Origin of the sequence: Bradyrhizobium yuanmingense (assembly GCF_025200905.1) — a bacterium.
Lineage (GTDB): Bacteria > Pseudomonadota > Alphaproteobacteria > Rhizobiales > Xanthobacteraceae > Bradyrhizobium > Bradyrhizobium yuanmingense.
On sequence record NZ_CP104173.1, the window covers coordinates 6658857 to 6684661 of the forward strand.

At 63.4% G+C, this 25805-nt stretch carries 27 protein-coding genes; 12 read left to right on the forward strand and 15 right to left on the reverse strand.

Annotated elements, in window-relative coordinates:
• Window positions 1-8: 8 nt before the first annotated feature.
• Window positions 9-965: an alpha/beta fold hydrolase gene (locus tag N2605_RS30845; RefSeq protein WP_036021165.1), complete on the reverse strand. Its 957-nt coding sequence runs from the start codon at window positions 963-965 to the stop codon at window positions 9-11.
• Between the two features lie 328 nt (window positions 966-1293).
• Between N2605_RS30845 and N2605_RS30850 the strand changes: the two genes are divergently transcribed.
• A complete protein-coding gene (locus N2605_RS30850) occupies window positions 1294-1476 on the forward strand; it encodes a hypothetical protein (protein WP_028180446.1) in 183 nt (60 codons plus the stop codon).
• Between the two features lie 7 nt (window positions 1477-1483).
• Here the strand turns inward: N2605_RS30850 and N2605_RS30855 are convergent, their stop codons facing one another.
• The 3 genes from N2605_RS30855 to ykgO form a co-directional block, all read right to left on the reverse strand.
• Entirely contained in the window at window positions 1484-1744 is a 261-nt protein-coding gene (locus N2605_RS30855) for a hypothetical protein (protein WP_036021163.1), read from the reverse strand.
• A gap of 124 nt (window positions 1745-1868) precedes the next feature.
• The gene (locus N2605_RS30860; protein WP_057028269.1) at window positions 1869-2504 is read right to left on the reverse strand and encodes a tetratricopeptide repeat protein; all 636 of its coding nucleotides are present in this window, start codon (window positions 2502-2504) and stop codon (window positions 1869-1871) included.
• 120 nt (window positions 2505-2624) lie between these two features.
• Window positions 2625-2750 (reverse strand): type B 50S ribosomal protein L36, encoded by a 126-nt coding sequence (gene ykgO / locus N2605_RS30865; RefSeq protein ID WP_006611362.1) that lies wholly within the window; start codon window positions 2748-2750, stop codon window positions 2625-2627.
• A gap of 342 nt (window positions 2751-3092) precedes the next feature.
• On the opposite strand from ykgO, the gene N2605_RS30870 reads away from it, so the two are divergent.
• Both N2605_RS30870 and N2605_RS30875 read left to right on the forward strand, forming a co-directional pair.
• Complete coding sequence (locus N2605_RS30870) at window positions 3093-3977, forward strand: amidohydrolase family protein (protein ID WP_036021159.1); 885 nt, start codon at window positions 3093-3095, stop codon at window positions 3975-3977.
• Between the two features lie 400 nt (window positions 3978-4377).
• Window positions 4378-6909, forward strand: a complete 2532-nt coding sequence (locus tag N2605_RS30875) for an NAD-dependent epimerase/dehydratase family protein (RefSeq protein WP_260344688.1) — start codon at window positions 4378-4380, stop codon at window positions 6907-6909.
• 410 nt (window positions 6910-7319) lie between these two features.
• Here N2605_RS30875 and N2605_RS30880 read toward each other — a convergent pair whose 3' ends face one another.
• Complete coding sequence (locus N2605_RS30880) at window positions 7320-8054, reverse strand: SDR family NAD(P)-dependent oxidoreductase (RefSeq protein WP_225126554.1); 735 nt, start codon at window positions 8052-8054, stop codon at window positions 7320-7322.
• Between the two features lie 160 nt (window positions 8055-8214).
• Here N2605_RS30880 and N2605_RS30885 point away from each other — a divergent pair, with 160 nt between their 5' ends.
• Both N2605_RS30885 and N2605_RS30890 read left to right on the forward strand, forming a co-directional pair.
• The gene (locus N2605_RS30885; protein WP_036021178.1) at window positions 8215-8586 is read left to right on the forward strand and encodes a winged helix-turn-helix transcriptional regulator; all 372 of its coding nucleotides are present in this window, start codon (window positions 8215-8217) and stop codon (window positions 8584-8586) included.
• 250 nt (window positions 8587-8836) lie between these two features.
• Window positions 8837-9709: a tetratricopeptide repeat protein gene (locus N2605_RS30890; RefSeq protein ID WP_162131141.1), complete on the forward strand. Its 873-nt coding sequence runs from the start codon at window positions 8837-8839 to the stop codon at window positions 9707-9709.
• A gap of 220 nt (window positions 9710-9929) precedes the next feature.
• Here the strand turns inward: N2605_RS30890 and N2605_RS30895 are convergent, their stop codons facing one another.
• Together N2605_RS30895 and N2605_RS30900 are read right to left on the reverse strand one after the other, a co-directional pair.
• Window positions 9930-10595, reverse strand: a complete 666-nt coding sequence (locus N2605_RS30895; protein WP_225146304.1) for a CPBP family intramembrane glutamic endopeptidase — start codon at window positions 10593-10595, stop codon at window positions 9930-9932.
• Between the two features lie 19 nt (window positions 10596-10614).
• Window positions 10615-10848, reverse strand: a complete 234-nt coding sequence (locus N2605_RS30900) for a DUF7336 domain-containing protein (RefSeq protein WP_260344694.1) — start codon at window positions 10846-10848, stop codon at window positions 10615-10617.
• A 797-nt stretch (window positions 10849-11645) separates the two neighbouring features.
• On the opposite strand from N2605_RS30900, the gene N2605_RS30905 reads away from it, so the two are divergent.
• Window positions 11646-12377 carry a haloacid dehalogenase type II gene (locus N2605_RS30905; RefSeq protein WP_035997422.1) on the forward strand — a complete coding sequence of 244 codons (732 nt, stop codon included), beginning with the start codon at window positions 11646-11648 and terminating at the stop codon, window positions 12375-12377.
• Window positions 12378-12418: 41 nt separating this feature from the next.
• Window positions 12419-12886, forward strand: coding sequence for a YbaK/EbsC family protein (locus tag N2605_RS30910; protein WP_035997420.1), 468 nt, complete (start codon window positions 12419-12421; stop codon window positions 12884-12886).
• 6 nt (window positions 12887-12892) lie between these two features.
• Here N2605_RS30910 and N2605_RS30915 read toward each other — a convergent pair whose 3' ends face one another.
• The gene (locus tag N2605_RS30915) at window positions 12893-13231 is read right to left on the reverse strand and encodes a hypothetical protein (protein ID WP_035997417.1); all 339 of its coding nucleotides are present in this window, start codon (window positions 13229-13231) and stop codon (window positions 12893-12895) included.
• Window positions 13232-13483: 252 nt separating this feature from the next.
• Here N2605_RS30915 and N2605_RS30920 point away from each other — a divergent pair, with 252 nt between their 5' ends.
• Window positions 13484-16099 carry an autotransporter outer membrane beta-barrel domain-containing protein gene (locus N2605_RS30920; protein WP_260344697.1) on the forward strand — a complete coding sequence of 872 codons (2616 nt, stop codon included), beginning with the start codon at window positions 13484-13486 and terminating at the stop codon, window positions 16097-16099.
• Between the two features lie 6 nt (window positions 16100-16105).
• On the opposite strand, the gene N2605_RS30925 is transcribed toward N2605_RS30920, so the two are convergent.
• Together N2605_RS30925 and N2605_RS30930 are read right to left on the reverse strand one after the other, a co-directional pair.
• Window positions 16106-17095 carry a Bug family tripartite tricarboxylate transporter substrate binding protein gene (locus tag N2605_RS30925; RefSeq protein WP_225146301.1) on the reverse strand — a complete coding sequence of 330 codons (990 nt, stop codon included), beginning with the start codon at window positions 17093-17095 and terminating at the stop codon, window positions 16106-16108.
• A 134-nt stretch (window positions 17096-17229) separates the two neighbouring features.
• A complete protein-coding gene (locus N2605_RS30930) occupies window positions 17230-18075 on the reverse strand; it encodes an alpha/beta hydrolase family protein (RefSeq protein WP_260344699.1) in 846 nt (281 codons plus the stop codon).
• A gap of 255 nt (window positions 18076-18330) precedes the next feature.
• On the opposite strand from N2605_RS30930, the gene N2605_RS30935 reads away from it, so the two are divergent.
• On the forward strand, window positions 18331-18588 hold the full coding sequence (locus N2605_RS30935; RefSeq protein ID WP_036021169.1) for a hypothetical protein: 258 nt from the start codon (window positions 18331-18333) through the stop codon (window positions 18586-18588).
• Window positions 18589-18702: 114 nt separating this feature from the next.
• Here N2605_RS30935 and N2605_RS30940 read toward each other — a convergent pair whose 3' ends face one another.
• The gene (locus N2605_RS30940) at window positions 18703-19638 is read right to left on the reverse strand and encodes a LysR family transcriptional regulator (protein WP_035997402.1); all 936 of its coding nucleotides are present in this window, start codon (window positions 19636-19638) and stop codon (window positions 18703-18705) included.
• 115 nt (window positions 19639-19753) lie between these two features.
• Here N2605_RS30940 and N2605_RS30945 point away from each other — a divergent pair, with 115 nt between their 5' ends.
• Both N2605_RS30945 and wrbA read left to right on the forward strand, forming a co-directional pair.
• Window positions 19754-20452, forward strand: coding sequence for a pirin family protein (locus N2605_RS30945; protein WP_225126563.1), 699 nt, complete (start codon window positions 19754-19756; stop codon window positions 20450-20452).
• A 45-nt stretch (window positions 20453-20497) separates the two neighbouring features.
• On the forward strand, window positions 20498-21097 hold the full coding sequence (gene wrbA, locus N2605_RS30950; protein ID WP_057028278.1) for an NAD(P)H:quinone oxidoreductase: 600 nt from the start codon (window positions 20498-20500) through the stop codon (window positions 21095-21097).
• A 66-nt stretch (window positions 21098-21163) separates the two neighbouring features.
• Here wrbA and N2605_RS30955 read toward each other — a convergent pair whose 3' ends face one another.
• Window positions 21164-22048: a protein-L-isoaspartate O-methyltransferase family protein gene (locus N2605_RS30955; protein ID WP_225126564.1), complete on the reverse strand. Its 885-nt coding sequence runs from the start codon at window positions 22046-22048 to the stop codon at window positions 21164-21166.
• A gap of 102 nt (window positions 22049-22150) precedes the next feature.
• Complete coding sequence (locus N2605_RS30960; protein ID WP_036021132.1) at window positions 22151-22627, reverse strand: Lrp/AsnC family transcriptional regulator; 477 nt, start codon at window positions 22625-22627, stop codon at window positions 22151-22153.
• 121 nt (window positions 22628-22748) lie between these two features.
• Between N2605_RS30960 and N2605_RS30965 the strand changes: the two genes are divergently transcribed.
• Window positions 22749-23288 (forward strand): RBBP9/YdeN family alpha/beta hydrolase, encoded by a 540-nt coding sequence (locus N2605_RS30965; protein WP_225126565.1) that lies wholly within the window; start codon window positions 22749-22751, stop codon window positions 23286-23288.
• 21 nt (window positions 23289-23309) lie between these two features.
• Here N2605_RS30965 and N2605_RS30970 read toward each other — a convergent pair whose 3' ends face one another.
• Window positions 23310-24455 carry a GNAT family N-acetyltransferase gene (locus tag N2605_RS30970; protein WP_260344703.1) on the reverse strand — a complete coding sequence of 382 codons (1146 nt, stop codon included), beginning with the start codon at window positions 24453-24455 and terminating at the stop codon, window positions 23310-23312.
• The gene (locus N2605_RS30975) at window positions 24452-25804 is read right to left on the reverse strand and encodes an O-antigen ligase family protein (RefSeq protein ID WP_260344704.1); all 1353 of its coding nucleotides are present in this window, start codon (window positions 25802-25804) and stop codon (window positions 24452-24454) included. Before N2605_RS30975 ends, N2605_RS30970 begins: the two co-directional genes overlap by 4 nt.
• Window position 25805 lies beyond the last annotated feature (1 nt).

Genomic DNA, 25805 nt, shown 5'->3' on the forward strand with positions numbered 1-25805 from the left:
AAAATGCTTTAGTCGGCGACCGCCTGCGCCGGGGCGATGTTTCCGATCATCGTCTCGATCTCCGCCTTCACGAGATCCGGCACGGCGTTCTGCACCATGTGGCCGAGATCGGGCAGCACGATCAGCTTTGCATTCGACACAGCCGCGGCGAACGGACGCGCGTGGATGTTGGTTCTCACCGTCTTGTCGGGCTCGCCGGCGATGATCGTAACAGGCGCCGTAATCGCGCCATAGCGCGCGACTTGCGCGGCGACCGACTCCTTCAGCGTCACCAGATCATAGGCATTGGCGATGAACTCGCGCGGGCGCAGTAAGAGCGGTGTCGCGGAGTCCTGCACGAAACCATCCGGCATGATCTGCGGCAGGAACACGTTGCGGGCCCCGGCTTCGGTGATGAAATAGCCGAGCGGCAGCGTGATGGTGTAGGCGAGCAGCGGGCCGATCACGGGCGTTGCGATGATCTCGTTGTAGCGCCCGACACCGCCGCGCCAGGGATGCGTGACGGGCGCGAGCATCACGAGACCTGCCACGCGGCGCGGGTGATCGAGCGCGATCCGCGCGCCGAGGGCGCCGCTCCAGGAATGCACCACGAAGACCGCGCGATCGATCCCGAGCTTGCCGAGCGCCTCGTCGATCATGCGCGCCTGAATCTGCGGCGTCGAATCCTGCCGGCTTGCGCGCGTGCTCCAGCCATGGCCGGGGCGGTCGATCAGAATCACGCGATGATCCCGGGCGAGGAGATCGCCGAGCGGCCGCCGCATCGCTTCGAGGTTGGAGCTCGCGCCGTGCAGCATCACGATCGGCGGGGCGGCCTCGCGCGGGCCGATCTCGACGACGTGAAGCGCGGCGCCCTCGACCTCGACCATGCGCCCCTGCGGCGGAAAGGCCCGCTGCACGGCGACGATTCCGGCCTGCGTGAGCAGCGCCAGCAGGACCAGCGCCGTCACGACTGACATCACGATCATGGAGAGAATCCGGGTGATCCTGGGCACGGGGCAGTTACGGGTCTGCTCGGCCGGCAGTTTCGCCGCCGGCGGTGCGCGCTTCCACCAAAAATGCTGGGGCTGTGGATATGTGCATAATTGCTGATCGAGAAAACTCAATGAAATCAGAGCCATTCTAAGCCGCACGCAAGCTTCGGACCAGCTTCATGCGGGCGTCATCGCAGCTTCCATATAATCGCCATGGTCGGTTCCGCCATCTAGGCGCGGGTGGGCGCCGATCCTCCCCGCAACATCAGGGGGATGCGGGAAAGACCGGCAGGATTGTCCTGGTTTGAACCGGAGAATTTCGATGAGCTTCAGATCGAACGATACTGCAATCGACGAAATCGTCGCGAGCTGCAACGGCGACCTGCGCGGTGCGGTGCGGGCGCTGCTCCTGATCAACGAGCATCTCGAGACCGAGCTGGCAAAGGCCTACGCCGCAGCCGCCGACCGCGGCCTGGTCGAGCGCGGCAGCAGCGTGCTGCATTAAGCGCAGCCTAGTTCGCCCCCTCCTCCTGCTTTTCTTCCTCGGGCGTGACCGGGGGACAGACGCGAATCGTCGAGCGCGCAAGCTTGGCATCGGCCTTGGACTTGTAGGGACCGTCGCCGAACCAGATGTCGCCAATGATGACTGGATTGCTGGTCACGATGGCGCATTTGCCGGTGGCACGGTTGCCGACCACCCAGAACAGTCCGTCGGCGAAGCTCACCGTCCCCGACGCGAGCAGCAACGTCGCTGCGACCATCAAATGCTTCATGGCTTTCGCTCCTGCCATGCAGGTAGGCCTGCAACAGGCCTTGCAATAGTCCTTGCAACGTCCCGGCTCGGATCGTGGTTAATCCGCGGCGGCCGCGATCGCTCAAGATATGATCGAGTTATAGCTAGATGTCGCGGCCTTCGACCTTTTCGGTCAGCGCCTTGACCTGGTCGGGGATCTTTTCCAGGTGCGGATTGACGGCGAGCGCCTTGCGGTAGGCCTCGAGCGCGCGCCTCTCGTCCCCGACCTCCTGCATGATCATGCCGAGGCCGGCGAGCGCGCCGAAATGGCGGGGCTCTCGGATCAGCACTTGCTGAATGTCCGCGAGCGAGCGGCCATAATCGTTCTGCATGTAATAGAGCGTCGCACGCCGGTTCCAGGCTTCGATGTAATCGGGCCTGAGCTTGATGATCGAATCCAGGAGCTTGATCGCGACGTCGATCTTCTTCGCATCGACGGCGGTCTTGGCGCGAGACATCAGGAGCGCGGCGGTGTCGCTCGGGGTCTGCAGCCAGATCGCCCAGATCCGCGCCTCGACATGCTTGGCGCTGGCCTCGTCGGGCGCCGCCTTCAGCGCGCCGAACAGGAAATCGAGATTCTTGCTGCGGTCGACCTTCGGCAGCTTTGACGGCGCCTCCGGCAGCTTCTTCTGCTTGCCGGGCGGCTCGACCTGCTGGGCCAGGGCCGCCGGCGCAAGGCCGGCGGTTCCCAGCACGAGGGCCAGACACAGGGTGCGCGCGAAACGGAATCTCACTGCCATGGTGGAAGTCTAAACGCGCAAAGCCGCCCTTGCAAAGCAAAGGCGGCGTCAAACTCGTGTGAGACCGTGGTCTTGCGGGGCGCGCGAAGGCTCCCGGCGGGGCGTGATCAGCCGCTCAGATCAGCCTTGGCGCGCCTTGAAGCGGCGCTGCACCTTGTTGATCACATAGACCCGGCCCTTGCGGCGGACCAGGCGGTTGGCGCGATGGCGACCGCGCAGCGATTTCAGCGAGTTACGGACCTTCATGGCAGAATCCTGAACGTTCGAAAGGCCGTGTTCGGCACTACCGTTTCGGCACGCGCGAATGTGGCAAAATGAGATTTTTCCCGCTGGCGGACCGACCGCCCGGGACGGAGCGGTTCTTAAGGCATGGCGGGAGGTCATGTCAATGTTAACTGCCCGGCTCCCAACGAGCAAAATCGCGAAAACAACCCCATGCACAGTAGAAGCGGCCGGATCGGCCCGATCCGGCGCATTGGAGGTCAGGCCCGGCAAAGACTGTCGCTACCTGCGCTTTCGCCGCCACCAGCGCCTTGCCAAATTCGTTATATCCTATAATCAATTCGGCAACCCGTCGGGAGGACACCCATGCCGAAGCTGAAGCTGCCTGATATCGACAAAGTCGTCGCCATCGACATCCACACCCATGCCGAGGAGCCCTGCGGCACCCATCCCGACGACGGCTATGACGATTTCCAGGCGCAGATGGCGGAGTATTTCAAGTCGCCGCACAAGCATCCGCCGACCGTGCCGGAGACCGCGGCCTATTACCGCTCCAAGAACATCGCCGCGGTGATCTTCCCTGTTGATGCCGAGCGCGAGACCGGCTTCCGCCGCTACAAGAACGAGGAGATGCTGGAGATCGCCTCCGAGCATCTCGACGTGCTCATCCCCTTCGTCTCGATCGACCCGCACAAGGGCAAGCTCGGGGCCCGCGAGGCGCGCAAGCTGATCGAGGAATACGGCGTGCGCGGCTTCAAATTCCACCCGACCATGCAGGGCTTCTACGCCAACGACCGCATGGCCTATCCGCTCTATGAGGAGATCAACAATGGCGGCGCGATCGCGCTGTTCCACACCGGCCAGACCGGCGTCGGCTCCGGCATGCCCGGCGGCATGGGCATGCGGCTGAAATATTCCAACCCGATGTACATGGACGATGTCGCGGCCGATTTCCCCGACCTCAAGATCATTCTCGCCCACCCATCCTTCCCCTGGCAGGAAGAGGCGCTCTCGGTCGCGACCCACAAGCCGAACGTCTACATCGACCTGTCGGGCTGGTCGCCAAAGTATTTCCCGCCGATCCTGGTGCGCTACATCAACTCGATTCTGCAGGACAAGATGCTGTTCGGCTCGGACTGGCCGGTGATCACGCCGGACCGCTGGCTGTCCGATTTCGCCAAGATCGAGATCCGCGACGAAATCCGGCCGAAGGTGTTGAAGGCGAACGCGCGCAAGCTGCTGGGGATCTAGACGATCCGCTTCCATGAAACCGGCATGCAACTAGGTTTGGCCACGGGGTACATCTCGGCTGGCGTAGCCTAGCGTATCCCTTCCATCTCTGGTCCGGATTCGGACGGCGCGTAGAGTACCTCGAACACGACGCGCGCCGCCTGCTCCGGATCCTCTGGGTACGTCAGAGCGACCGACATCGTACCCACAGTTCTTTCAGGCTGGCGGCCGGGCCGCGGTCCACATCGACCTCACGACGTTGTGTGATTCCACCCGATTCAAGCTTGGGCTGCTCACCAGCGGCGTCGAAGTAGGTGGATGGGGCGCGTGATACTCCGGCGATCCAGGACGCAAAAGCAGGTTGGAGGGAAACTTTCGGGTACCCGGGTCGTTCGCTAAGACACGTTGAGCAGCGAATGCCATGTCTCGCCCCACCGTCCTGATCACCGGCAGCAGCGGCTTTCTCGGCCAGGCGATCGCGCGCGGCTTGATGGATCGTTACCAGGTCATCGGCCTCGATGTCAGCCGCCCTAAGAAGCCGTTGTCCGGCATCGAGACGATTGAGATCGACCTCACCTCGGATGCAATCGTGGCGAAGGCGCTGGACCAGGTTCGTGCGCGAACAGGCCGTCGGATCGCCTCGGTCATTCACCTTGCCGCCTATTACGACACGACCGGCGAGGACAACCCGAGATACGATGCCGTCACCGTTCAGGGAACGCGCCGACTGCTGGCGGCCCTTCAGGCATTCGACACGGAGCAGTTCGTCTTCTCGAGCACGCTGCTCGTGCATGCTCCTAGCTCGGCAAAGGGAAGAAAGATCGATGAAGATTCGCCGATCGAACCAGCTTGGGCCTATCCGCAGTCAAAGGCGAAGACCGAGACCCTGATCCTGAACGAGCATGGCAACATCAAGGTCGCGATCCTGAGGCTTGCAGGTGTCTATGACGAGGATTGCCGTGCGGCATTCATCGCGCAGCAGATCGCCCGCATCTTCGAGCGCTTGCCGACCGCTTATCTCTTCACCGGCGACATCACCACTGGCCAGCCCTATCTCCACAAGAACGACCTCGTCGAGGCCGTGGTACGCGTGGTCGATCGACGCAATGATCTTGCTGATGAAACGACACTGCTCATTGGCGAAGAGGAAACGCCGAGTTACGACGAGATGCAGAGGCGGATTGGCCAGCTTGTGCATGGGGAGAGATGGCGGACGATGTCCCTCCCGAAAGAGATGACGAAGCTCGGCACTTGGATGCAGGAGAAGGTTCTCGATCAGGATACCGACATCAAGTCGTGGATGATCGAGAATGCCGACGACCATTATGAGATCGATACTTCGCGAGCGAGGAGCCTCTTGGGGTGGAAACCCCGACACAGTCTGACCGCCACGCTGCCCGAAATGATCCGGCGGCTTAAGGTCGACCCGACGGACTGGTACGAGACGAACAAACTTCATCCTGCGACGGTCGCCGCTTCCGAACCCGAGCTCGACCAGGCCGCGGAGAGACTGCGGCAATCGGTGGAGCCTTCGAAAGATGAGGTTGAGGCCGAGACGGAACGGCATCGGGCGCGCACGCTCTGGGCGCCGCTGACCAATGCAGCGATTGGACTGTGGCTCGTCGCCTCGCCTGTCACGCTTGGTCTCTTCGATCCATCCGCGGCGCCAATTCCACCGGCGCTGGGACATGAGATCGCTTCGCCCGAGACACGTGACGGCAGGCTCGGCATCAGCGAGATCGTGTCCGGCATTCTTGTCGTCGCGTTCGCACTCATCGGCATGCGTCGGCGCTGGCGCTGGTTGCAGTGGCTCACCGCTGCCGTCGGCATATGGGTCATATTCGCACCTCTCGTGTTCTGGACCACGAGCGCTGGAGCCTACGCCACCGATACGCTTGCTGGCATGCTGATCGTGACGCTCGCGGTGATGGTTCCTCCAACACCGGGCATCAGCCGCCAAGCCCTCGCCGCCGACGATGATCGCCCCCTCGGCTGGACCTACTCGCCATCCACATTCAGCCAGCGCCTCCACATCATTGCTCTGGCCTTTGTCGGCCTGTTCGTCTCGCGCTATCTCGCCGCCTATCAACTCGGTCATATCGACGGCTTGTGGGATCCTTTCTTCGGCCCAGGTGATGCAGCGGTCGCCAATGGCAGCGAGGCGGTGGTGACCTCCTGGGTCTCGAAGGGCTTTCCGGTCGCCGATGCCGGGTTTGGCGCCTTCGCCTACGCGCTAGATGCCCTGGCAGGCGCGATCGGCGACCGTCGCCGCTGGCGCACAATGCCATGGATGGTGATTCTGTTCGGCCTACTGGTTATCCCGCTCGGGCTCGTGAGCGTCAGCTTCATCATTATCCAGCCCCCTTTGATCGGTGCACTGTGTACGCTCTGCATCATCCAGGCCGCGATCACGATAGTGCTCATCCCCTATTCGATAGATGAGGTACTGGCGAGCTGTCAGTATCTTTGGGGCGCGAAGCAGGCGGGCCAGCCGTTCTGGCGCACTTTCTGGCGCGGTGGCCCGGCGCTCTCCGAGAAGCAGGCGCCGACGCCCGATCTCGACCGCCCGTTATCGGCGGTGCTGCGCGATATCGTCACCGGCGGCGTCAATTTTCCCTGGACGCTGGTCGCGAGCTCTTTCCTTGGAATGCTGCTGATGATCACGCCGCTTGCCTTCGGCACGAGCCCGATCCTCTATTTCAGCGACCATATCACCGGCTGCCTTGTCATCCTCGTCGCCGTTACGGCGATGGCGGAGGTGGCGCGTGCCGCGCGGTTCGCCAACGTCGCGCTCGGAGCATGGGTGGCAATCTCCCCCTTTGTCCTCGACGGCGCCACGACAATCGCGACGATAGCCAACGTTGCAACCGGTGTCCTCCTCATCGGGCTGAGCCTGCCACGCGGCACCCGTAGCGCCGCGCATTACGGCGGATGGGACCACGCAATAGTATGACGCAACGGCGGGCTCTGCGTGGGCGCCACCGAAGATGATGCGGGGAGCTTTCTCATGACGCATCTGATCGGACAGCGGCATCACGTATGGCTCGCCGAGTGCTTGATCGCTGCAACAACAGAGGTGCCCTCTCTCCCGCAGGCTTGCGGGAGCGAGTCGGGAGAGGGTGCTTCCGCAATGGGACAATCCCCAAGAGGCAAAGCCCTCACCCGGCGCCATAGCCGATGCGAAGCATCGGCGTCTTAGAGAACGGCGGCCAGAGGCCGCCTATGCCTCTCCGCAAGCGGGAGAGGTGAACGAGCCCCACCGATCAATTCAACCTAAAGCCATTTCGCTCTAATCGTATCCTCATCGCAGCGCATGAGGGCTTCGATCCCATTGACCAAAGCCCTCGCACTCAGACGAAGGCTTCAGACTTGAGCCAAGCCTCCATCGACAAAGACCTCGCCGCCGGTCATGTAGCTGCTGTCCGAGGACGCCAGGAATGCGGCCACCGCGCCGGTCTCGCTGGGGTCGCCGACGCGCCCGATGGGCGTGGCGCTGCCGAGTGCATCGAACGCTTCCTCGCCCACGACCTCCAGCGCCAGCTCCGTCTTGGTCGGCCCCGGCGACAGCACGTTGACGCGGATGCCCGTGCCGCGCAGGTCCAGCGCCCAGCTGCGCGCCAGATTGCGGATTGCGGCCTTGGTCGCGCTGTAGATGCTGAACTGCGGCGTCCCCATCACGCCCGTGCTCGAGCCGGTCAGGATGATCGACGATCCCCTGCGCATCAACGGCAGGGCTTTCTGCACGGTGAACACCAGCCCCTTCACGTTGACATCGAAGATCTGATCATAGTGCTCGGGCGTGATCTGGCCGAGCGGCGCAAACGCGCCGGTCCCGGCATTGGCGAACAGAACGTCGACATTGCCGCGTTCGGCTTTCACCGTCGCATACAGTCGGTCGAGGTCGGACAGATCGGTGACCGAACCCCTGACGGCACGCGCCGAGGACCCCAGCTGCGCGAGCGCAGCATCGAGCGGCTCCTGCCGTCGCCCGAAGAGATAGACGAATGCGCCTTCATCGACGAACCGTTTGGCGGCTCCGAGCCCGATGCCCGTTCCGCCGCCCGTCACCACCGCCGTCTTGCCTTGTAGTCTGCTCATGATGTGCTCCTTCATTGAGGTTGCACTGAGCTGGCGGCGTACCCACCTATCGACAAGTATGCACCTTTTGGTAAGTGCCCAAAAAATGTCGTCAGATCGTTCAGACCTCATCTCCCCACCGGCGCAAGCCCAAGCAGACGTCCAACGTTGCACGCCGAATCTGCCCGGCTTCACCTGCGGCCTGGATGCGACCTTGCGGGTCGTCTCGGGCAAGTGGAAGCCGCTGATCCTGTACTTCGTCGCCCAGGACGGACCGACCCGTTACGGCGAGCTTCGGCGCGCCATACGCGACGTCAGCGACAAGGTGCTGATCCAGCAGCTCAAGGAGCTGGAGGCCGATGGCCTGGTGAAGCGGACCGACTACAAGGAGGTGCCGCCGCGGGTGGACTATAGCCTCACGCCTCTGGGCCAGAGCCTCGCCGAAGCGCTGGTGCCGCTCTGCACGTGGGGCACCGAGCACATGGCGGAGGTCAGCCGGGTGTTCGCAGAGCGGGCGACCTGGACGCGGCCAGGACGTCAGCCGACCGGCTAGCTCGCGCTACTCGTCGTGCGAAGTCTGCTCCGCCCCTGATAGCAGCGCGTTGCCGCAACTCGACTTGCGTCCGACTTGGGCCAACAAATGACATGCGAAGGTCACGCTATCCAGCTTCGCAATGGCGAATAGCCTCTACTCGCTTGACGATTGTTTAACCGAAATCCGCGTTAACGTTGCAGTGCTCCATGGGGCCTTGCTGCCGATTGAGTTACCATCGGCAAGAGCGTCTTTCAGCCCGGAGCAGCAAATGAAAGTGGGTTTAGAGCTAAGGCGGGTCCTGCGCGGGATTGCTTTCCTGTCCGTGCTCTGGCCCTTCTGTTCTGCGGCAATTGCGTCTGACGCCGAGACTTACCAGACGGCTGCTGCCGTTGCCGTAAGCAAGCTGGACTTTGACCGAGCCATTCAAATCTACTCCAAAGGGCTCGAGCAGCCATTCAGTCTCAAGGACCGGGCGGAGCTGCTGCTGATGAGGGGTGTAACCGCTCAGCTGGCAAAAAGATGGGACCAAGCCGAAGCCGATTTTACCGCGGCCGTCGAAATGGTCGGCTCTACCGACCAGCGCGCTTATCGGGACCGCGGCTTTTTCTATCACCACCGAGGTCACTTCGAGCTTGCGCTGGCCGACTACACCGCTGCGGCGAGGCTGTTCCCGGATAACGGAGCTTTCCCCAACGGTCAGGGGCTGGCGCTTATGGAGCAGGGCAAATTTGACGAAGCGATCACACGGTTTGACGAAGCGATAAAGCTTGAGCCGACATCAGGTCTATTCATGCTTGGAAGGGCCGAGGCCTACAATCGTTCGGGCCGACCGCAAACCGCGCTGGAGGATTACGACAAGGCGTTGGCACTCGGACATCTCACGCGAAGCGATACCTATCGACTTCGCGTGGGCGTCGGAGTCGCTCAGATCACATTGAAGAATGAGAAGGCCGCGATCGAAAGCTTGGATAAGGCTGTCGAACTCGACCCCAATTCGACTACAGCCCTCAGGTACCGAGGGCTAGCCTATGAACGGGCAGGTGAGCTTGATCGTGCGTATCGCGACTACGAGACCGTCTTAAGACTAAATCCAGGCGACGAATTTGCCGTGAAGCGGCTGCAGAGGCTCCGCGCGAACTAGGGATCAAAGGTCGCCTGATCTACAACTATTGCCTCGGATATGGCTGCTCGAGTGGCCTCGGAAACTGAAAGCATCAGGTCCGCTTCGGGTCACGCCCGGAAGAACTCAGGTCGAGCATATCGGGTCCGTTACACCCCGAGCAGCCGACATCCGACGGAGGTATCGCGTCGGCCCCTTCGGGCCAGGAGCAGTCGTATGACTTCCGAACCTGCAAGGCGCGTTAGGCGAAATTGATCAAATCTAGCAGGTAATGCGCGAGCGCCACCGGCCATAGCACACCCGACCGCCGCAGCATTAACATGAGGAAAAGGCCAACAGTAGCCGCAGAAAGGACATTACCAAGGCCGGCCCACCAATGAATTGCGCCGAACAAAACTGACGTCGTGAGAACGGCAAAAATGCCGTCACCCAGATAAGGCTGGAATGCTAGCCGGATGTATCGGCGAAATATGACTTCTTCGCTGATAGCTACCAAGGCTAAGCCTAAAAAAAGATCGAACGCTTTTAGCCATCCGGTCGGGTGCGGATATGCGCCGAGAACGGTTGTAGGGAATGCCGCATTGAGGGAAGATTGCGGCAACTGGACAAAGCGATCTAGCAAGCAAATTCCGACGATCCAAAGGACAATCTCAAAAAGTGAAATTTGACGTCCACCTGTTCGAAATGCAGCGATCCGAGCGGAAGGCACTGCCGCCAAAATGGTGAGAGCAGTGATCCGACCCACATAGTCCCAGAGAAGCCAACTTGCCGCTTGATGTTGATGCAGCCGCATAACTTGCGACGCAACTAGCGCTATAAGGGCGAGGACGAACCACCAAATCAACGGGCGCGTATCGGAGCGATTGCTCTCACGCTCTTTAGGCACGACGAAAGAGTGCTCTTCCATGCTCGATGAGATATTCGCTTTACGTTTTCACGGAGACGAATCCTTCGCTCCACGCGTCCTTGTCGATTTCCATCTCGCTGACTTGGAAATTATCGGGATAGTCGCGAAAGACCTCAAAGCGCAGCTTGCGCAGTCTTGCTGCATCTGCTTCGGCCGCGCTGCTATAGACCCCGACGAGTTTATCTTCGGTATCATTCTCATCCAGAGCATCTTCGCGCGGATAGCTATGCCAGAGCAGGAAAACTGTGCGCATTTGTGTAAGGGCCATAACCGCGTGATTGCTTACGTCAGTTCGTCCAACCACCGCTGAGCCAATTTCGGCTCACCCGGAGTGTTTGAAAGGCGAGAGCCCATCTGCAGGAACCGCTCGTGGAGCTGGAAGGGTTCAATGCCGCACTTGTGGCGCAGGCGCTCGATTTTGGAGCCTAATTCAAGGAGCTCCTCCCGTGCGGGGTCGCGCAAACCAACTCGTTCGTACGAGCCGAAGAGTCCCCACTGTCCCTTAGCGCACCCCTGTAGTGCCGACAGAAGCAACTCCCTGTACGAAGCTTCAAGGGCCGCGAGCTGTCGTTCATACGAGGGTCTCATCGGCTCGAATAGGTTCTTGGGTCAAAGAATGCAGCGAGAGCGGAGACGACAGCGACAACGGCCAAGAACAGGACCGTGGTAGGATCGATGAACAGATACAAGACTGCCAGTATTCCGGCGACGGTCAGAGCTGGTCCAATGAGCGCAGGGTGCGTCTTAAGCCAGTTGATCACACTGTGGCGGACCTGAGGGACGTAGGCCGTAGCCGCGAGGAGAGCGACAAGTACAACAAGCCATTTCGGCATGGGACGAAGCGCCTTATTTGCCCTGCAACTACAATTAAGCACGTCTGCATGAAGAATAGAGTTCAAATTATAGCGACTACCCGGCAATGTCTGTCTTGGGTCACAAGCTGCCGATCACACCTGCAGTGGCAGACGTCCGCTTTGCTCTGGTAAGCTGACGAATTATACGCACGCCCCAATCGGAGTTCTTGTGACCACAACCCCGGAAGGACAGCCGATGCCCATCAAAGCCGTCGTCTTCGACGCCTATGGCACGCTCTATGACATCCAGTCGGTCGCTGACGTCACTGAGGATGCGTTTCCCGGCTACGGCGAGATCATCACGCAGGTCTGGCGCATCAAGCAGCTTGAATACACCTGGCTGCGCTCGCTGATGCAAGCTTACCAGGATTTTGACGCGGTCACGCGCGACTCGCTCGCCTATACGCTGCGTGTGCTCGGACTCGCCTATGAGAGCGAAGCATTCGAGCGCGTGATCGAGAAGTATCTGCATCTCGATCTCTATCCGGATGCGGCCGAAACGCTCGCGGCCTTAAGACCGCGCAAGCTCGCCATCCTCTCCAACGGCAGCCCGGACATGCTCAATGCGCTGGTACGCAATTCCGGGCTCGACCGCCTGCTCGATGCCACCATCAGCGTCGACGCGAAAAAGATCTTCAAGCCGAGCCCACAGGCCTATGAGCTGATCGGCGAGGTGCTCGGCACCGCGCCTGATGAGGTTCTGTTCGTCTCCTCCAATCCCTGGGACGCCGCCGGGGCAAAATCGTTCGGACTGAAGGTTGCCTGGATCGAGCGGGTGACGCCCGAAGCGATGGCGCTGGCTTGCGTCGAGAACGAACTCGTGGCACCGCTCACCATGTTCAAGGCGATCCGCACCCAGATGGACGAGCTCGGCTTTGAGCCGGATCATCGCGTCCGCGCCCTCTCCGAGCTGCCGGGAATCGCTTAGGGGTCGTCGCCCGCCTGTAAGATTGGAATGAGCTGCCCGGAATGAGCCTGGAATCCGTTCGCGCCTTCTTCGCCGAGAAAGCCCCCGACATCTCCGTCATTGAATCCCCGATCAGCTCCGCGACCGTGGCGCTGGCGGCCGAGGCCTATGGCGTCGAGCCGGGAATGATCGCCAAGACGCTGAGCTTGCGGATCGGCGAGCGCGTGATCCTGATCGTCGCGGCCGGCACCTCGCGCATGGACAACAAGAAGGTCAAGGCGCAGTTCGGCGGCAAGCCGAAGATGCTGGGTCTGGAGGAAGTCGCCGACATCACCGGACACGAGGTCGGCGGCGTCTGCCCGTTCGGCCTGAAGTCGCCGCTGCCGATCTATTGCGACATCTCGCTGAAGGCATTCGACGTCGTCGTGCCGGCTGCCGGCTCGACCCATAGCGCGGTGCGCATCACACCGGAGCGGATGGCCGAGCTGACCGCGGCTGAATGGGTCGACGTCTGCGAGCACAGGCCCTGAGCGGCGCTATTCGTCCTCGTCGTAAGGCCGCTGTGGAGGCGGCGGAGCAATGTAGCGTGGTGGCGGTGCGGCCCGGCCGCGCGGAACCTGTTGCTGCGGCGGCATCTGGTTGCTGGACTGGAACACCGCACGGCAGCCGCTCGAGAGCTGTGGCGTATTCTGCTGCAAGCAGGCCACGATGCGGTTCACGTCGGGAATCTGATCGCTGCACAGGCGCCACACATCAGGTGTGCAGGCCATCTGCTGTTCCATCGTGCCGCGGTATTCCTGCGCGGATGCAGCGCTGTGCGCCATGATGCCGCCGACCGCAAGCGCCACACCTAGCGCGATCCGCTCTGTTCGCATGTCCAGATCCTTCCCAAGTCTCTCGAATTCTCTTCAATCAATGAGACGCGAGCTTGTTCTGGACCAACAACAAAATGTGAAAAGCGCGACTGGAACCATGGCAGCTCCCGCTAACGCCTTGGTCCGTGGCGCCCCAGCAACAGGGCAGAAGCAAACCGGCCTCTTGCGCCTTTCGCCATAAGGCATTTCGCCTGACGCCAAGAATCATGACGGCGCTCCCGCTAGCAATGGGCTGCAATGAGGGGAATGTCGATGCCGACTGCAAGACCGGTCTGTGCGCAAAACGTCGCCACGGCCGCAATCTTTCGCCGCAAGCTACTGGTCACCACCGCGCTGGCGCCCCTCGTGCTTGCCTTCCCGGTCCTGACGTCCAGCCCGGCGCGCGCCGCCTGCACCGTGGCAGGCACCGGCACGATCGGCGCGCTCAATTCGGGCGATGTCGCAACCTGCACCGGCCTCGGCAACACCGATCACATCAACGCCACCGGCGGCACCAACGTCACCGTCAATGTCGGCGACGGCACCACGACATCGCTGCTGCCCGGCGCCGGCATACCTGCGATCGTTTTCGACGCCACCATCGCCTCGCATGTCACCGTCAACAATCAGGCGACAGTCTCGACCTCCAGCGGAGCGGTCCTGCTCTCCAACGGATCGACCCACAACAATGTGACGATCGCCGCCGGTGCGATCGCGGAGGGTACGGGCAACGCCGAAGCAGCCATCGTCATCGACAATTCGAACGACAATCTCCTCAATATTCGCGGGACGGCCGTCGGCACCGGAGGAAACACGACGGGACTGCGGATCAGCGGGACGTCGAGCGGCAATGTCGTCCTCGTCTATGACAGCGGATCGATCGGCGGCGGCCATACCGGCGTGCAATTCATCGCCGGCGGCAATTCGCTCGTCAATGGCGGCACGATCTCCGGCGGCTTCTTCCTCGCCATCCAGGGCTCTTCCGGCAGCGACACCATCTTCAACGCCGGCACCATCTCGGGCGGCGGCAGCGGAGCGATCGAGCTGAATGGCGGTGATGATCAGCTCGGCCTCGCTCCGGGGGCGACGATCACCGGGAATGTTCGCGGCGGGAGCGGTACCGACACGCTGAACTTCGGCAGCATTGGCAGCGCCACGTTCGACCTCGGCAATCTCGGCCCCGGCCTGCACTATGACGAGTTCGAGCAACTGAAGAAGAACGGCAACTCCGTCTGGACGCTGACCGGCACCACCGCCTTCAACGGCGCGACGACAGTGGACGCGGGCGGCCTGATCGTGAACGGCACATTGCCCTCGGTCGTCACGATCAATGGCGGCTATCTCGGCGGCACCGGCACCGTCGGCGGAATCGTCGTCAACAATGGCGGCATAGTCGCACCCGGCAATTCGATCGGGACGCTTAACGTCAACGGCAACGTCGCCTTCAATGCCGGCTCGACCTTCCAGGTCGAGATCAACCCCGCCGGCCAGTCCGACAGAATAGCGGCAACGGGCACCGCGACGCTCAACGGCGGCACAGTGCAGATCGTGCCGCTCGGCGCGGGCTTTATCGCCAATACGCAATACACCATCCTCTCGGCGGCCGGCGGCGTCAGCGGCACGTTCGCGGCGCTCACGAGCTCTGGCAGCCCGCTAGTCACAGGGCAGCTCAGCTACGATGCCAACAACGTCTATTTCCTGCTGCAGCAGATCGGCGGCTTCGGAACGTTGTCGGCGCTGACGCCGAACCAGGCTGCGGTGGCCGGCGCACTCGACCAGGCACAGCTCGGCGGCGCATCGGGACCGCTGGCCACTGCGATCAACACGTTCGCCGCGCTCAATACGCCAGGCATCAAGGCCGGCCTCGACGACCTGGCCGGTCAAATCCACGCCGATGGACGCCGCTTCGTTGCGGATCAGGCCGACATGTTCCAGAGCTTCATGTGGAATGCCGGGACGCAGTCGCGCGGCGAGACCGTTCGGATGACCGCGTCCGCCTACGCGCCGGAGCCCAGGGACCCGATCGGCAAGGCGTTGAACCGCCGCCGCGCGGCGCCGATGCAGAGCGTCTGGTTTGGCGGCTATGGCAATTGGGACAAGGTGGCCGCGAGCGACATTGCCTTCGGAACCAACACGACCATCGCCGGCGCCGCGCTCGGTGCCGACCTCTGGCACATGCCGGGCTTTACGGCAGGCCTCGCGGTCGGCGCATCGACCGGCCAACTGCGAATGACCGGCCGCGCCGACCGTATCGAGGCCAATGCCGGGCATGCCGGCGTCTACGCGCGCGGCGAAGCCGGCGGCTTCAATCTCGCATCGGCGATCAGCTATTCCTTTGCGGCACTCGACTCCTCGCGCACGATCGCGTTCCTCGGCGAGACGGCAACTGCCGCCTCGCGTGCAAACACCTTTGCCGCTTCGCTGGGCATCTCGCGGCCGTTCCAGACCGGATGGGGTCTTGTCGCCGAGCCCTTTGCCAAGGCTGATTGGTACGCGACACACCAGGGCAGTCTTTCAGAGGCCGGTGCGCCGGGGGTCAATCAGCTGGTGCGAGGCGGCAGTTTCGACCTCGGCTATGGCACGGCCGGCCTGCGCGGCAGCCAGCGCATGATGATGCCGAATGGCCACGCGGCACAGTTCGGCGCGACCATTGCCGTTCGTCATGAGTTTACCGGCAGCGCGGCAACCACGACGGCGGCGCTGGAAGGCGCACCCGGCATTCCGTTCGCGATCACCGGCGTCGAGCGCGCGCGCACGGTGGCGCTTGCCGGCGCCGAAATCCGGTGGGACCTGACGACCGCGACATCGTTCAAGGCCTCGTACGAGGGCGCGTTCGCGCCGGGATACGACCGTCACACGCTGCGCGGCCTGGTCCGCAGCGAATTCTGAACGGCCCTACTCCACCTTGCCGATCTTCTTCACCGCCGCGATCAGCCGCTTGCTGTCGGTCGCGACGAACTCAGAGAAGGCCGGCGCGTCCTGATAGGCGACGAGGCTGCCCGAGGTCTCGAATGCCTTGAGCACATCAGGGCTCGTCATCACTTGCGTCATCGCCTCGCGCAGGCGAATCGCGATCGGCGCAGGGAGAGCGCTCTGCGCGAACAGCCCGGCCCAGATGTAAAACTCGACATCCTTGTAGCCGAGCTCCTGGAAGGTCGGCACATCAGGGAAGCTCGCGATGCGCTGCGCGCCGCAATTGCCGAGCACGCGCAGCTTGCCGTCGTCGACCTGCGGTTTCAGCGTGCCGGGTGCAGCGGTGATCGCCTGCACGGTGCCGCCGAGGATCGCGGTCAGCGCAGGACCTGCACCGCGGAACGGCACGTGCAGCAGTTTGATGCCGGCGCTGCTCGCGAACATCTCCATGGCCACATGCAGCGTGCCGTACGGCCCGGACGAGCCATAGGCGATCTGGCCCGGCCGCTTCTTCGCATCCTCGACGAAATCCTGCGCGGTTCTCCAGGGCGCCGAGGCCGGCACCGCGAGCAGCGTGGGATCGGCGAGCACGCGCGCGATCGGCATGAACTGCGAGACCTCGTAGGCGACGGGTCGGTCGAACAGCCGGTCGGCCTCGGGGAGCACCGCGAGCGAGGACAGCGTCATCAGCAGCGTGTAACCGTCGGGCTCGGCACGCGCGGCCGCGGCATTGCCGACCGATCCGCCGCCGCCTCCCGCCCGGTTGTCGACGATCACGGGTTTGCCGAGAATTCGCTCCAACGCCGTCGCGACCGGTCGCGCAGCGAGATCGGCCTGTCCGCCGGCCGGGAACGGAACGATCATGGTGATGTTGCGCGAGGGGTAAAGAGCTTGGGCAAAGCTTGATCGAGAGCAAGCGGCCTGTGCGAGGGGCAGCACGGCAGCGGCCTTCAGAAGTTCGCGGCGGTTCATTGGTGGGTACCTCCCCGATTGTTTTCGTGATTGGGAGGCAGCCTAACCGGAATGGATTATGTTGCGATAGCCGTGCGCTTGCACCCTCCCCGGCGGGGCCTGGAGGGGGCGGCCGGTTGGCCGCATCTCCCCAACTACTGCGACTGCAACAGGGTGGGCAGGCTCTTGTCGAGGACGTTGCCGAGCAGTTGCCGCGTCGACGCGCGCATCACTGGATTGTTGGCGGCTTCCGGCGGTTCTGGCCACTGCGCCCAATCGATACGCAGCGTCGGCGGCCCGGTCATAAAGTTGCTTCCGCTGATCGAGCCTTCGCCGCTCTTCAGAATATCGAAGCTTTGCCCGTCATGAACGTAGATCCGTATGACCGCGTAGATGTCGGCCATGTCGTACAGCGGGCTGACCTTCATGACACCGATGCCGAAGAATCCACCCTGGCGTATTCCCTTGATCACGACGACATAGCGTTTGCATCCGGCCTGACCGGCAACTTGGCGGACGATGGCGCCGGCCTTGTCGCTGCGAACGAACATGCCAAGCCCGGGATCGTAGGAACTGAATGCGGATCTATCGGCAGCGATCCTGCGGACGACAAAACCGGAGCCGACCGCGGCCCTCACACGTTCAACAACGAGGTCATCGAGCCCGAAACCGTCGACCGGAACCTCCTTGTTCTCGTTGCCGAACACGGTCACGCCGATCTTCTTCACGATGAAGCGATCGCCCAGCAGCGATATCACGCCGACGCACGGTCCTGCAGCTTGCGGCGTGGACTGCGAAGCAGGTGCCGGCTTGGGAGGCGCGTTCTTTGCCGGCTTGGCAACCGTCGCCGGCTGGTTGGTTTGCGCCTGCGCGGGGCCGGCCAGGCACAGTGCGAAGAGGAAGAGGCAAACAAGACGAAGCATCATGTAGCGGTCATCGAGTTGTTGAGAAACGGGAAGCAGGAAACAGAACGCGGCGCGGGTATAGACAACAAAGTTCATGACCGCAACGCGAGGGCCCTAGCGTTTCTTCAACTTGGCAAACTGCCTGGGCAAAAACTCCGTCAGCGGCAATGCCGCAGCCGCACGCAAGAGACCGCGTCGATCCATGATTTGCCCTCGCCTGATTTTCTTGTTTCGCTGCCAGGCTAACGCGCCAGGCAGCAAGAACAAGACGTTTACGAAGCGTTAGCCATATCGGGCTCCTTCAGGAACGCATGTCCGGGCCCGCTGTTGCCTTCCCAGGGAGAGTGGATGATGCGGAATCTGGCGACTATCGACGTTGCGCTGGACGAGATGCTGGTGAATCTCGCAGCGATCGTGTTGCGGCTTTCGACGCCCGAATTGACGGGAACGCCGGAAGCGCGGCGCGCGCTGGCGCGATCCGTCCATCAATATGGTGTGTGTGCGGCGCGGTCGAGCGACCCACGCGTTCACGAATTGAAGGCGCAATTGGAGGGGACGCTGAAGCCAAGCCTGCGCGTCGTCGCGATCCATGGCGTGAAGGTGTCGTAGTTCGTCATTGCGAGGAGCTCTTGCGACGAAGCAATCCAGAATCTCTCCGAGGAGACATGCTGGATTGCTTCGCTGCGCTCGCAATGACGGAGAGCGTTGAAGCCGCGCGCGCTCCTACGACGCTTTGCTTTTCCCGCGCGGCCGCCGCTTGCATGTGCCCGGCAGCTTCGCTGCCAGGAAATCGGCGAGCGCTTCGACGCGCGCGGGGCGGGGGCCGCCGGGCGGGGTAACGAGGTGCACGGCGCCTTCGGCCTGCTTCCAGTCCTTCAGGATGACTTCGACCTCGCCCGACGAGATCGCCTCGCCGACGATGAATTCCGGCAGCTCGGCGATGCCGAGCCCCGCGATCAACGCCGGCATCACGGCTTCGCCGTTGTTGACGCGAAGCTGGCCGCCCGGGCGCACGCTGGCCTGCTCGCCGGCCGAATTGGTGTAGTGCCACGCGTTGGGCGTGGAGAGATAGGCGTAGCTGAAGCATTTGTGCGCGGCGAGATGCATCGGGTGCGTCGGCCGGCCGTGCTTCTTGAGATAGGACGGCGCGGCGACCGTGTAGCGCGGCATGGTGAAGAGCCGCCGCGCGATCAGCGAAGAGTCCGGCAGCCGCGCGATCCGCACCGCCATGTCGAAACCTTCGCCGATCAGGTCGACGGTCGCATCGCTCAAATGCAGATCGACGGAGACTTCCGGATAGGCCTGGAAGAACTCGGGCAGCAGCGGCGCCACCGCCTTGATGCCGAACGTCATGGGGACGGCGAGCCGCACCAGGCCGCGCGGCGCCACCGACTGCGCCAAGGCCTCGTTCTCAGCGGCCTCGCCGTCGGCCAAGAGGCGCGTCGCGCGTTCGGCCAGCTTGTGGCCGGCATCGGTCAGCGCGAGCCGGCGCGAGGTGCGGTTGAACAGCCGCGCGCCGAGCCGCTCCTCCAATCGCGTGACCGCCTTGGACACCGTGGCCTTGGACATCCCAAGCTCGCTCGCAGCCCCCGCAAATGATCGCAGCTCCACGACTTTGGCGAAGATCGCGAGCGCTTCGAAATCTGGAAGTTTTGCCATGGCAGCCGGTCCTGATGGGGCATTTAAGGAAACAATGCGTTTCGACAGTTTCTATTTCTATACCACAGGCGAAGGCTTATCCAACAGGTCAATCCGACATCAAGGAATTGCACAGATGATCGAACTCAGACCTTTCGAAAAGCTCGGCGGCGCCGATCACGGCTGGCTCAAGGCCAAGCATCATTTCTCGTTCGCTGGCCATTACGACCCGAACAACATGGGCCACGGCGCCTTGCGGGTGTGGAATGACGACGAGATCGCGCCGAACACCGGCTTTCCCGCCCATCCCCACGCCAACATGGAGATCATCACCTATGTGCGCGAGGGCGCGATCACCCATCAGGACAGCCTCGGCAACGAGGGCCGCACCGAAGCGGGCGACGTGCAGGTGATGAGCGCCGGCAGCGGCATCCGCCACTCCGAGTACAATCTCGAGCCGACCAGGACGCGGATCTTCCAGATCTGGATCGAGCCGGCGATGCGCGGCGGACAGCCGACCTGGGGCTCGAAGCCGTTTCCGAAGGCAGACCGCTCCGGCAGGCTCGTCACCATCGCGAGCGGCTTTGCGGGCGACACGGACGCACTGCCGATCCGCGCCGATGCCCGGGTGCTCGCCACCACGCTGAAGGCGGGCGAGAGCGCGGAGTATGAGCCGCAGACGTCGCGGCATCTCTACCTAGTGCCGGCGGCAGGCGTTGTCGAGGTCAACGGCGTCCGCGTCAATGCCCGCGACGGCGCCGCGATCCGCGACGAGGCCAAGCTGAAGATCACGGCGCTCGAAGATTCCGAGCTCGTGCTCGTCGACGCGGCGTGACGAACAAGCAACCAATCACCTCACCCAATCCCAACGGAGACCACCATGACCAAAGTTCTCGTCCTCTATTATTCCGCCTATGGCCATATCGAGGCGATGGCCAATGCCGTCGCCGAAGGCGCGCGCGAGGCCGGCGCGACCGTTGACATCAAGCGCGTGCCCGAGCTGGTGCCGGCCGAGGTCGCGAAAGCCTCTTACTACAAGCTCGACCAGGCCGCGCCGGTCGCCAAGATCGAGGACCTCGCCAATTACGACGCGATCATCGTCGGCACCGGCACCCGTTTCGGCCGCATGGCCTCGCAGATGGCGAACTTCCTCGACCAGGCCGGCGGGCTCTGGGCCAAGGGCGCGCTGCACGGCAAGGTCGGCGGTGCCTTCACGGCCACCGCGACCCAGCACGGCGGCCAGGAGACCACGCTGTTCTCGATCATCACCAACCTGCTGCATTTCGGCATGGTCGTGGTCGGCATGAACTACGGCTTTGCCGGCCAGATGAAGCTCGACGAGGTCACGGGCGGTGCGCCCTATGGCGCCACCACGATCACCGGCGGCGACGGCAGCCGCCAGCCCAGCGCCAACGAGCTTGCCGGCGCGCGTTATCAGGGCCGCCAGATCGCGGAGACCGCCAAAAAGCTGCATGGCTGATGCAACCCGGGCGGCATTCTCAGTCGGGGAATGCCGCCCCAATCCGGAATTGGGATACGGTCACCGCTAAATCTGCGTGATGTCGGCGTGAGGCCGAACCGGCTCCGTCGGTAGAGGTGCGGGCGCCGTCGAAAGCCACCAGCCCTCGCCGGCAAACCAGCATGTCTCGTCGGGGACGCCCTCTCTCCGCAACGACTGCACCCCTTCCCAACCTTTCGTGAACGCCTCGCCCAATCGCCCGCCGGCCTCGGCATCCTGCAATCCCGCGCAGCCGATGAATTGGGCGCGGCTGAGGAATTTCGCCGGCCAGATCGCACCGTCATCCGGCCGCGTGATCATCAACATGCCGCCGTACATGCCTTCGGGCGCGAGCGGAAACACCAGCCGCCCGCCGGGCCGCAGCGCATCGAGCCATTCCGCCGCCGGCTGCGCCGCGCCCGCGCAGACATAGATCACGTCGGCCTCCGGCAGATCCGCCGCGATGCCCGAGCGTCCGCGCACGTCCACATGGGCGACGTCCTTCAGATTGTCGCGCGCAAGTCCCACCAGACGTTCATCGATCTCATAGGCGTGAACGCGACCGTCGGGACCGACGAGATGCGCGAGAATTGCGGTGTAATAGCCGCTGCCGGCGCCGATCTGGACCACGGTCTCGCCTTCCTTCACGGCGCAGCCATTGAGCCAGTAGGCGTGCGCACCGGGCATTCCGATATTGAGACCGCGCGCCGGGTCCAGCGCCAACAGCGCGTTCTGATAGAGGAAGGCGGGATCATCGTCAGGCGTGACCACATAGGGATGACCGCCGAGACAGATCGACCACGGCCCGGGCCCGGCGAACGGCTCGCGCCTGATGGTCCGAAAGGCCTGTTCGAGGCGAGGGTCTGCAGCCTTCGCAGCACCGCAAATCAACTGCGCATAGAATGCACGATATTTTGCCGAACGGTCTTCCATGTCGCCTCCGCGGAATGGAAGCGACGATAACACAACGAGGACGATCATCGGAAGGCTTGCGCAATCGCGGCCTTTGTGACGGCGCCGTGACGTAGCCACGCCTCAACTCCGTTCCATTTTCTTCCTGACGAGGTCCTTGCCGATCGGCCGCACGGGTTCGCTCCGTAGCACCAGCGAGGTCGTCACAGCACCAAAACCGGCGATGCGATCCACGATGGTCTCGAGATCCTCCGGCGCCGGAACGAGCACCTTGAGCACGAAACAGTCATCGCCCGTGACGCGATGGACTTCGATGATGTGAGGGATTTCGCTGAACCGCTTGAGGCAGGTCTTGATGTGCTCGTGCGAGGTGCGCAGGCGCACCAGCGCCATCAGGCCGAGCCCGAGAGCGCGCGGGTTGATGCGGGCGCCATAGCCCTCGATGATGCCGGCTTCCTCGAGCCGCTTGACGCGTTCGGAGACGGCCGGCTGGGACAGCCCGACGGAACGGCCGAGCTCGGACAACGGTACGCGCGCATTGGCCTGCAGCGCCTCGAGGATCTTCAAATCCTTGGCATCGATGCTCCCGAAGCGATCCAAACTCAATTCTCCGTTCCACCTTGAGATCATCGGCAGATGGTCGATTTCGCCGATGACTTGCCATGTGATGCAGGACCGCGATCGGTCACACTGCGGTCAACTCAGATATCACGGGACGTTCATGCACGACATCATCACATTGCCCGGGCTCGGCGGCTCCGGAGATACCCACTGGCAGACGCTATGGGAGCGCGCTGACGCGCGCTTCACGCGATTCCAGCCGGCGAGCTGGGACCAGCCGGAGCTCGACGACTGGGAGCAAGCCCTGGAGCACGTGGTCGCGCGCTGCGCCAGGCCGCCCCTCCTGGTCGCACACAGCCTCGCCTGCCTTTTGGTGGCGCACTGGGCCGCGCGCTTCCCTTCCGCGATTGCGGGCGCCTTTCTGGTCGCCGTGCCCGATCCCGATGGCGGCCATTTTCCCGCGGAGGCCGCAGCGTTCAAGCCGGTCCCCGGCGGCGCGTTGCGCTTTCCCGCGCTGATCATCTCGAGCACGAATGATCCATATGGAGCGCTCGAGGTGACACGGCGGCGGGCGCAGGACTGGCAGTCCGGCCTGATCGTGCCGGGCGCGCTCGGCCACATCAATGCCGCGAGCGGGCTCGGCGACTGGCCGCAAGGACGCGCGTTGCTGGATGCTTTCCGGGCGGGCCTTCCGAGGTGATGGCGAAACAGACGGCGCCCGTCAGCGCGCTCCCTTGCCCATCGCCCTCGCCGCGAGGGAGGCGAGCTTCGGATAGCGCCGAAGGCCCTGCGCGGCGTGATCGCGCCAGGCGAAGGGCCGGCCGCGCCAGGACAGCGCGACGCTGACATCGGTCAGCGGCACCCTCTCGGCGCCGAGGCGCCGCTTGTAGTCCTGATTGCCGATGCTGAGGTCGAAACGGCGCAGGCCTTGCGCATGCAGCGCCGCCAGGGTGCGCTCGGTGACGAGCAGACCCGGCGAGCAGCTCGACCATTGATCGCCGCCATGGCTGATGCGCAGCAGGACATAGGTCGCGCCATGCTTGACGCCGAGCGCGGTGGCGACAATGCCTTCCTCGCACACCAGTGCCGAGACCACGGCATGACCTCCCGCGAGGCCCCGGCGGACGACCTCGCGATAGAATCGCGCATGGGTCTCGTCGTTGAGAACGAACCGCGAGCCGAGCTTTTGCATGCGTGCCTGCTGCTGGAGATCCATCACGTCCAACAGCTCGTGCGCACGCCCGACATCGGCGGCGATCTCGAACCGCGCACCGGCAAGACGGCTGAAGACCCGCCAGCAGCGCGGCATCTGCAGGCGCTTGATCGCGGCCTGATAGCCGCCATAGTCGTCGCCCATCAACACGAGATTGCCGTTGAGCGAGGAGGATCCGATCCGGCCGAGCGATACCAGCGGATTCGGCTTGCCGCCGACCTCCGCCGGCATCTTCTTCAGGCGGAGCAGATCGAGACGATCGGGCAGCGCGCGCAGCGCGCCGATCAGCGCCGTGTTGATCGCGTCCGCCGTTCCCGCGTCCAACTCGGCATCGAGCGCCAGGATCGGTGCGTTGTTGTCGGAGACGCCGAGGTCCGCGAACTCGACGATGCGGATGCCGCGCCTGACGTGGCTGATCATCGGCACGACCGCGATGTCCTTGCCGGTGGCAGCATCGGAGATCACGGCGATCAGTGGCGCGACGTCGTGAAACGACTCGTACCAGGCGCCGAGCCAGTCGGCATGCTGGAAGGCGGTGCGGTGCCCGGCGCTCAGGCGCGAGGCCGCGTGCCGCCAGTCACGCAGGAAATCGACCGCGATGGCCGACGCGCTGGACGCAAGATCGTCGGGCTGATCAACGCTGAGGAAGGTCATGCGCGGGGCTCGGTCTGCTCGATGCATTGGAACCTCGCCAGGAAGTGCAGGCCGGCCACCGCCAGCGCGAACATGAACCAGATCGGATTCTGTCGTTCGAGCAGGAAGGTCTCGGTGGCACCGTAGTACAGGCCGAACAGCCACACGGTCAGGAACAGCTTGGCCAGTGCGCCACTGCGGCTGTGAGCCTGCGCCGTCTGGAAATTGCGGAGCGGGGCGAGCACGAAGATGAGGATCACCAGCAGCAGCCCCGGCAGACCGATCGTGACCGCGAGATCGAGGTAGCTATTGTGGCTGTGCGCCGCCGATGTCGCCCATTCGGCTCCTTCCGCGGTGGCCCGCGCACTCACGTCGTCCCAGAACGCAGAATAGCCGTGGCCGATGATCGGCTTCTCGGCGACGGCCGCGAGCGCGAAGTCCCAGATCGCGGAGCGTCCGGTGAAGGTGGGATCGAGCGGAAGTAGCCGTGTCGTGGCCGCGAGCACCGGGCTGAGGGCACTGCCGACGGTCAACAGGTTCATCGCAACCAGCGGCACGAAGCAGATGAGCCGCTTCAGCCACAGGCTTGGCGTGACATAGACCAGCGAAGCGAGCACGTAGATCGCAAGGCACAGCACCGAGGACGTCTTGCCGCCGGTGAAGATCAGGAAGGTGCCGGCCAGCACGGCGATCACAGGCCCCATCACAAACGAGCCGACGGCGGACAGGTAGATGCCGACATAGACCAGGATGGTCATCACGGCGGAGGCGATGTTCTTGTGGCCAAAGCTGCCGCGCCAGTCGCCGGCAAGCTGCGGCTCGGTGACGTCGAGCGCCGTGTGGACCGCATATTGCGGCGCGAGGAAGACGCCGAGATAGCACAGCGCGAGCAGCACGAGCGCGGCGCCGCCCAGGCAAAGGTTGAAGCTGCGCCGAGTCGGCGGCAGCAATGGCAACACGATGGCGAGCGACGTCACGCTAACCGTGAGCACGAATCGCTGCATCGAAACGCCGCGGCTTTCGGAGAACACGATGTTGATCACAAGCCAGACCAGCAGGCAGAGATGCAGCGGCGTCACCAGGCTCTTCAGCGCGAGCGCATCGGTGGCAGCGACACACAGGATAGCGACCGCAGCCAGCAGGCCCCAGGCGATATAGGTCAGCGCCATTCGTCCGCCGACGATCATGGTGACGTCGGGATTGCGCAGGTCCGGGAACGGATCGAGTGTCACCAGCACCAGCAGCAGCGCCCCGACCGCGACGAGGCAGCGCGCCACCTGCACGGCATCGAGCCCTGCGAGGCGATCACGCAGGATATGGCCGAACGATCGGGCCCCGACGTCGGTCATGTTGGCGGCACTGCGGTCCATG

Excerpts from the sequence above, each read along its gene's own strand:
- N2605_RS30845 (WP_036021165.1), bottom strand. The coding sequence starts at position 965 with ATGATCGTGATGTCAGTCGTGACGGCGCTGGTCCTGCTGGCGCTGCTC.
- N2605_RS30850 (WP_028180446.1), top strand. The coding sequence starts at position 1,294 with ATGAGCTTCAGATCGAACGATACTGCAATCGACGAAATCGTCGCGAGC.
- N2605_RS30855 (WP_036021163.1), bottom strand. The coding sequence starts at position 1,744 with ATGAAGCATTTGATGGTCGCAGCGACGTTGCTGCTCGCGTCGGGGACG.
- N2605_RS30860 (WP_057028269.1), bottom strand. The coding sequence starts at position 2,504 with ATGGCAGTGAGATTCCGTTTCGCGCGCACCCTGTGTCTGGCCCTCGTG.
- ykgO (WP_006611362.1), bottom strand. The coding sequence starts at position 2,750 with ATGAAGGTCCGTAACTCGCTGAAATCGCTGCGCGGTCGCCATCGCGCC.
- N2605_RS30870 (WP_036021159.1), top strand. The coding sequence starts at position 3,093 with ATGCCGAAGCTGAAGCTGCCTGATATCGACAAAGTCGTCGCCATCGAC.
- N2605_RS30875 (WP_260344688.1), top strand. The coding sequence starts at position 4,378 with ATGTCTCGCCCCACCGTCCTGATCACCGGCAGCAGCGGCTTTCTCGGC.
- N2605_RS30880 (WP_225126554.1), bottom strand. The coding sequence starts at position 8,054 with ATGAGCAGACTACAAGGCAAGACGGCGGTGGTGACGGGCGGCGGAACG.
- N2605_RS30890 (WP_162131141.1), top strand. The coding sequence starts at position 8,837 with ATGAAAGTGGGTTTAGAGCTAAGGCGGGTCCTGCGCGGGATTGCTTTC.
- N2605_RS30895 (WP_225146304.1), bottom strand. The coding sequence starts at position 10,595 with ATGGAAGAGCACTCTTTCGTCGTGCCTAAAGAGCGTGAGAGCAATCGC.
- N2605_RS30900 (WP_260344694.1), bottom strand. The coding sequence starts at position 10,848 with ATGCGCACAGTTTTCCTGCTCTGGCATAGCTATCCGCGCGAAGATGCT.
- N2605_RS30905 (WP_035997422.1), top strand. The coding sequence starts at position 11,646 with ATGCCCATCAAAGCCGTCGTCTTCGACGCCTATGGCACGCTCTATGAC.
- N2605_RS30910 (WP_035997420.1), top strand. The coding sequence starts at position 12,419 with ATGAGCCTGGAATCCGTTCGCGCCTTCTTCGCCGAGAAAGCCCCCGAC.
- N2605_RS30915 (WP_035997417.1), bottom strand. The coding sequence starts at position 13,231 with ATGCGAACAGAGCGGATCGCGCTAGGTGTGGCGCTTGCGGTCGGCGGC.
- N2605_RS30920 (WP_260344697.1), top strand. The coding sequence starts at position 13,484 with ATGCCGACTGCAAGACCGGTCTGTGCGCAAAACGTCGCCACGGCCGCA.
- N2605_RS30925 (WP_225146301.1), bottom strand. The coding sequence starts at position 17,095 with ATGAACCGCCGCGAACTTCTGAAGGCCGCTGCCGTGCTGCCCCTCGCA.
- N2605_RS30930 (WP_260344699.1), bottom strand. The coding sequence starts at position 18,075 with ATGAACTTTGTTGTCTATACCCGCGCCGCGTTCTGTTTCCTGCTTCCC.
- N2605_RS30935 (WP_036021169.1), top strand. The coding sequence starts at position 18,331 with ATGCGGAATCTGGCGACTATCGACGTTGCGCTGGACGAGATGCTGGTG.
- N2605_RS30940 (WP_035997402.1), bottom strand. The coding sequence starts at position 19,638 with ATGGCAAAACTTCCAGATTTCGAAGCGCTCGCGATCTTCGCCAAAGTC.
- N2605_RS30945 (WP_225126563.1), top strand. The coding sequence starts at position 19,754 with ATGATCGAACTCAGACCTTTCGAAAAGCTCGGCGGCGCCGATCACGGC.
- wrbA (WP_057028278.1), top strand. The coding sequence starts at position 20,498 with ATGACCAAAGTTCTCGTCCTCTATTATTCCGCCTATGGCCATATCGAG.
- N2605_RS30955 (WP_225126564.1), bottom strand. The coding sequence starts at position 22,048 with ATGGAAGACCGTTCGGCAAAATATCGTGCATTCTATGCGCAGTTGATT.
- N2605_RS30965 (WP_225126565.1), top strand. The coding sequence starts at position 22,749 with ATGCACGACATCATCACATTGCCCGGGCTCGGCGGCTCCGGAGATACC.
- N2605_RS30970 (WP_260344703.1), bottom strand. The coding sequence starts at position 24,455 with ATGACCTTCCTCAGCGTTGATCAGCCCGACGATCTTGCGTCCAGCGCG.
- N2605_RS30975 (WP_260344704.1), bottom strand. The coding sequence starts at position 25,804 with ATGGACCGCAGTGCCGCCAACATGACCGACGTCGGGGCCCGATCGTTC.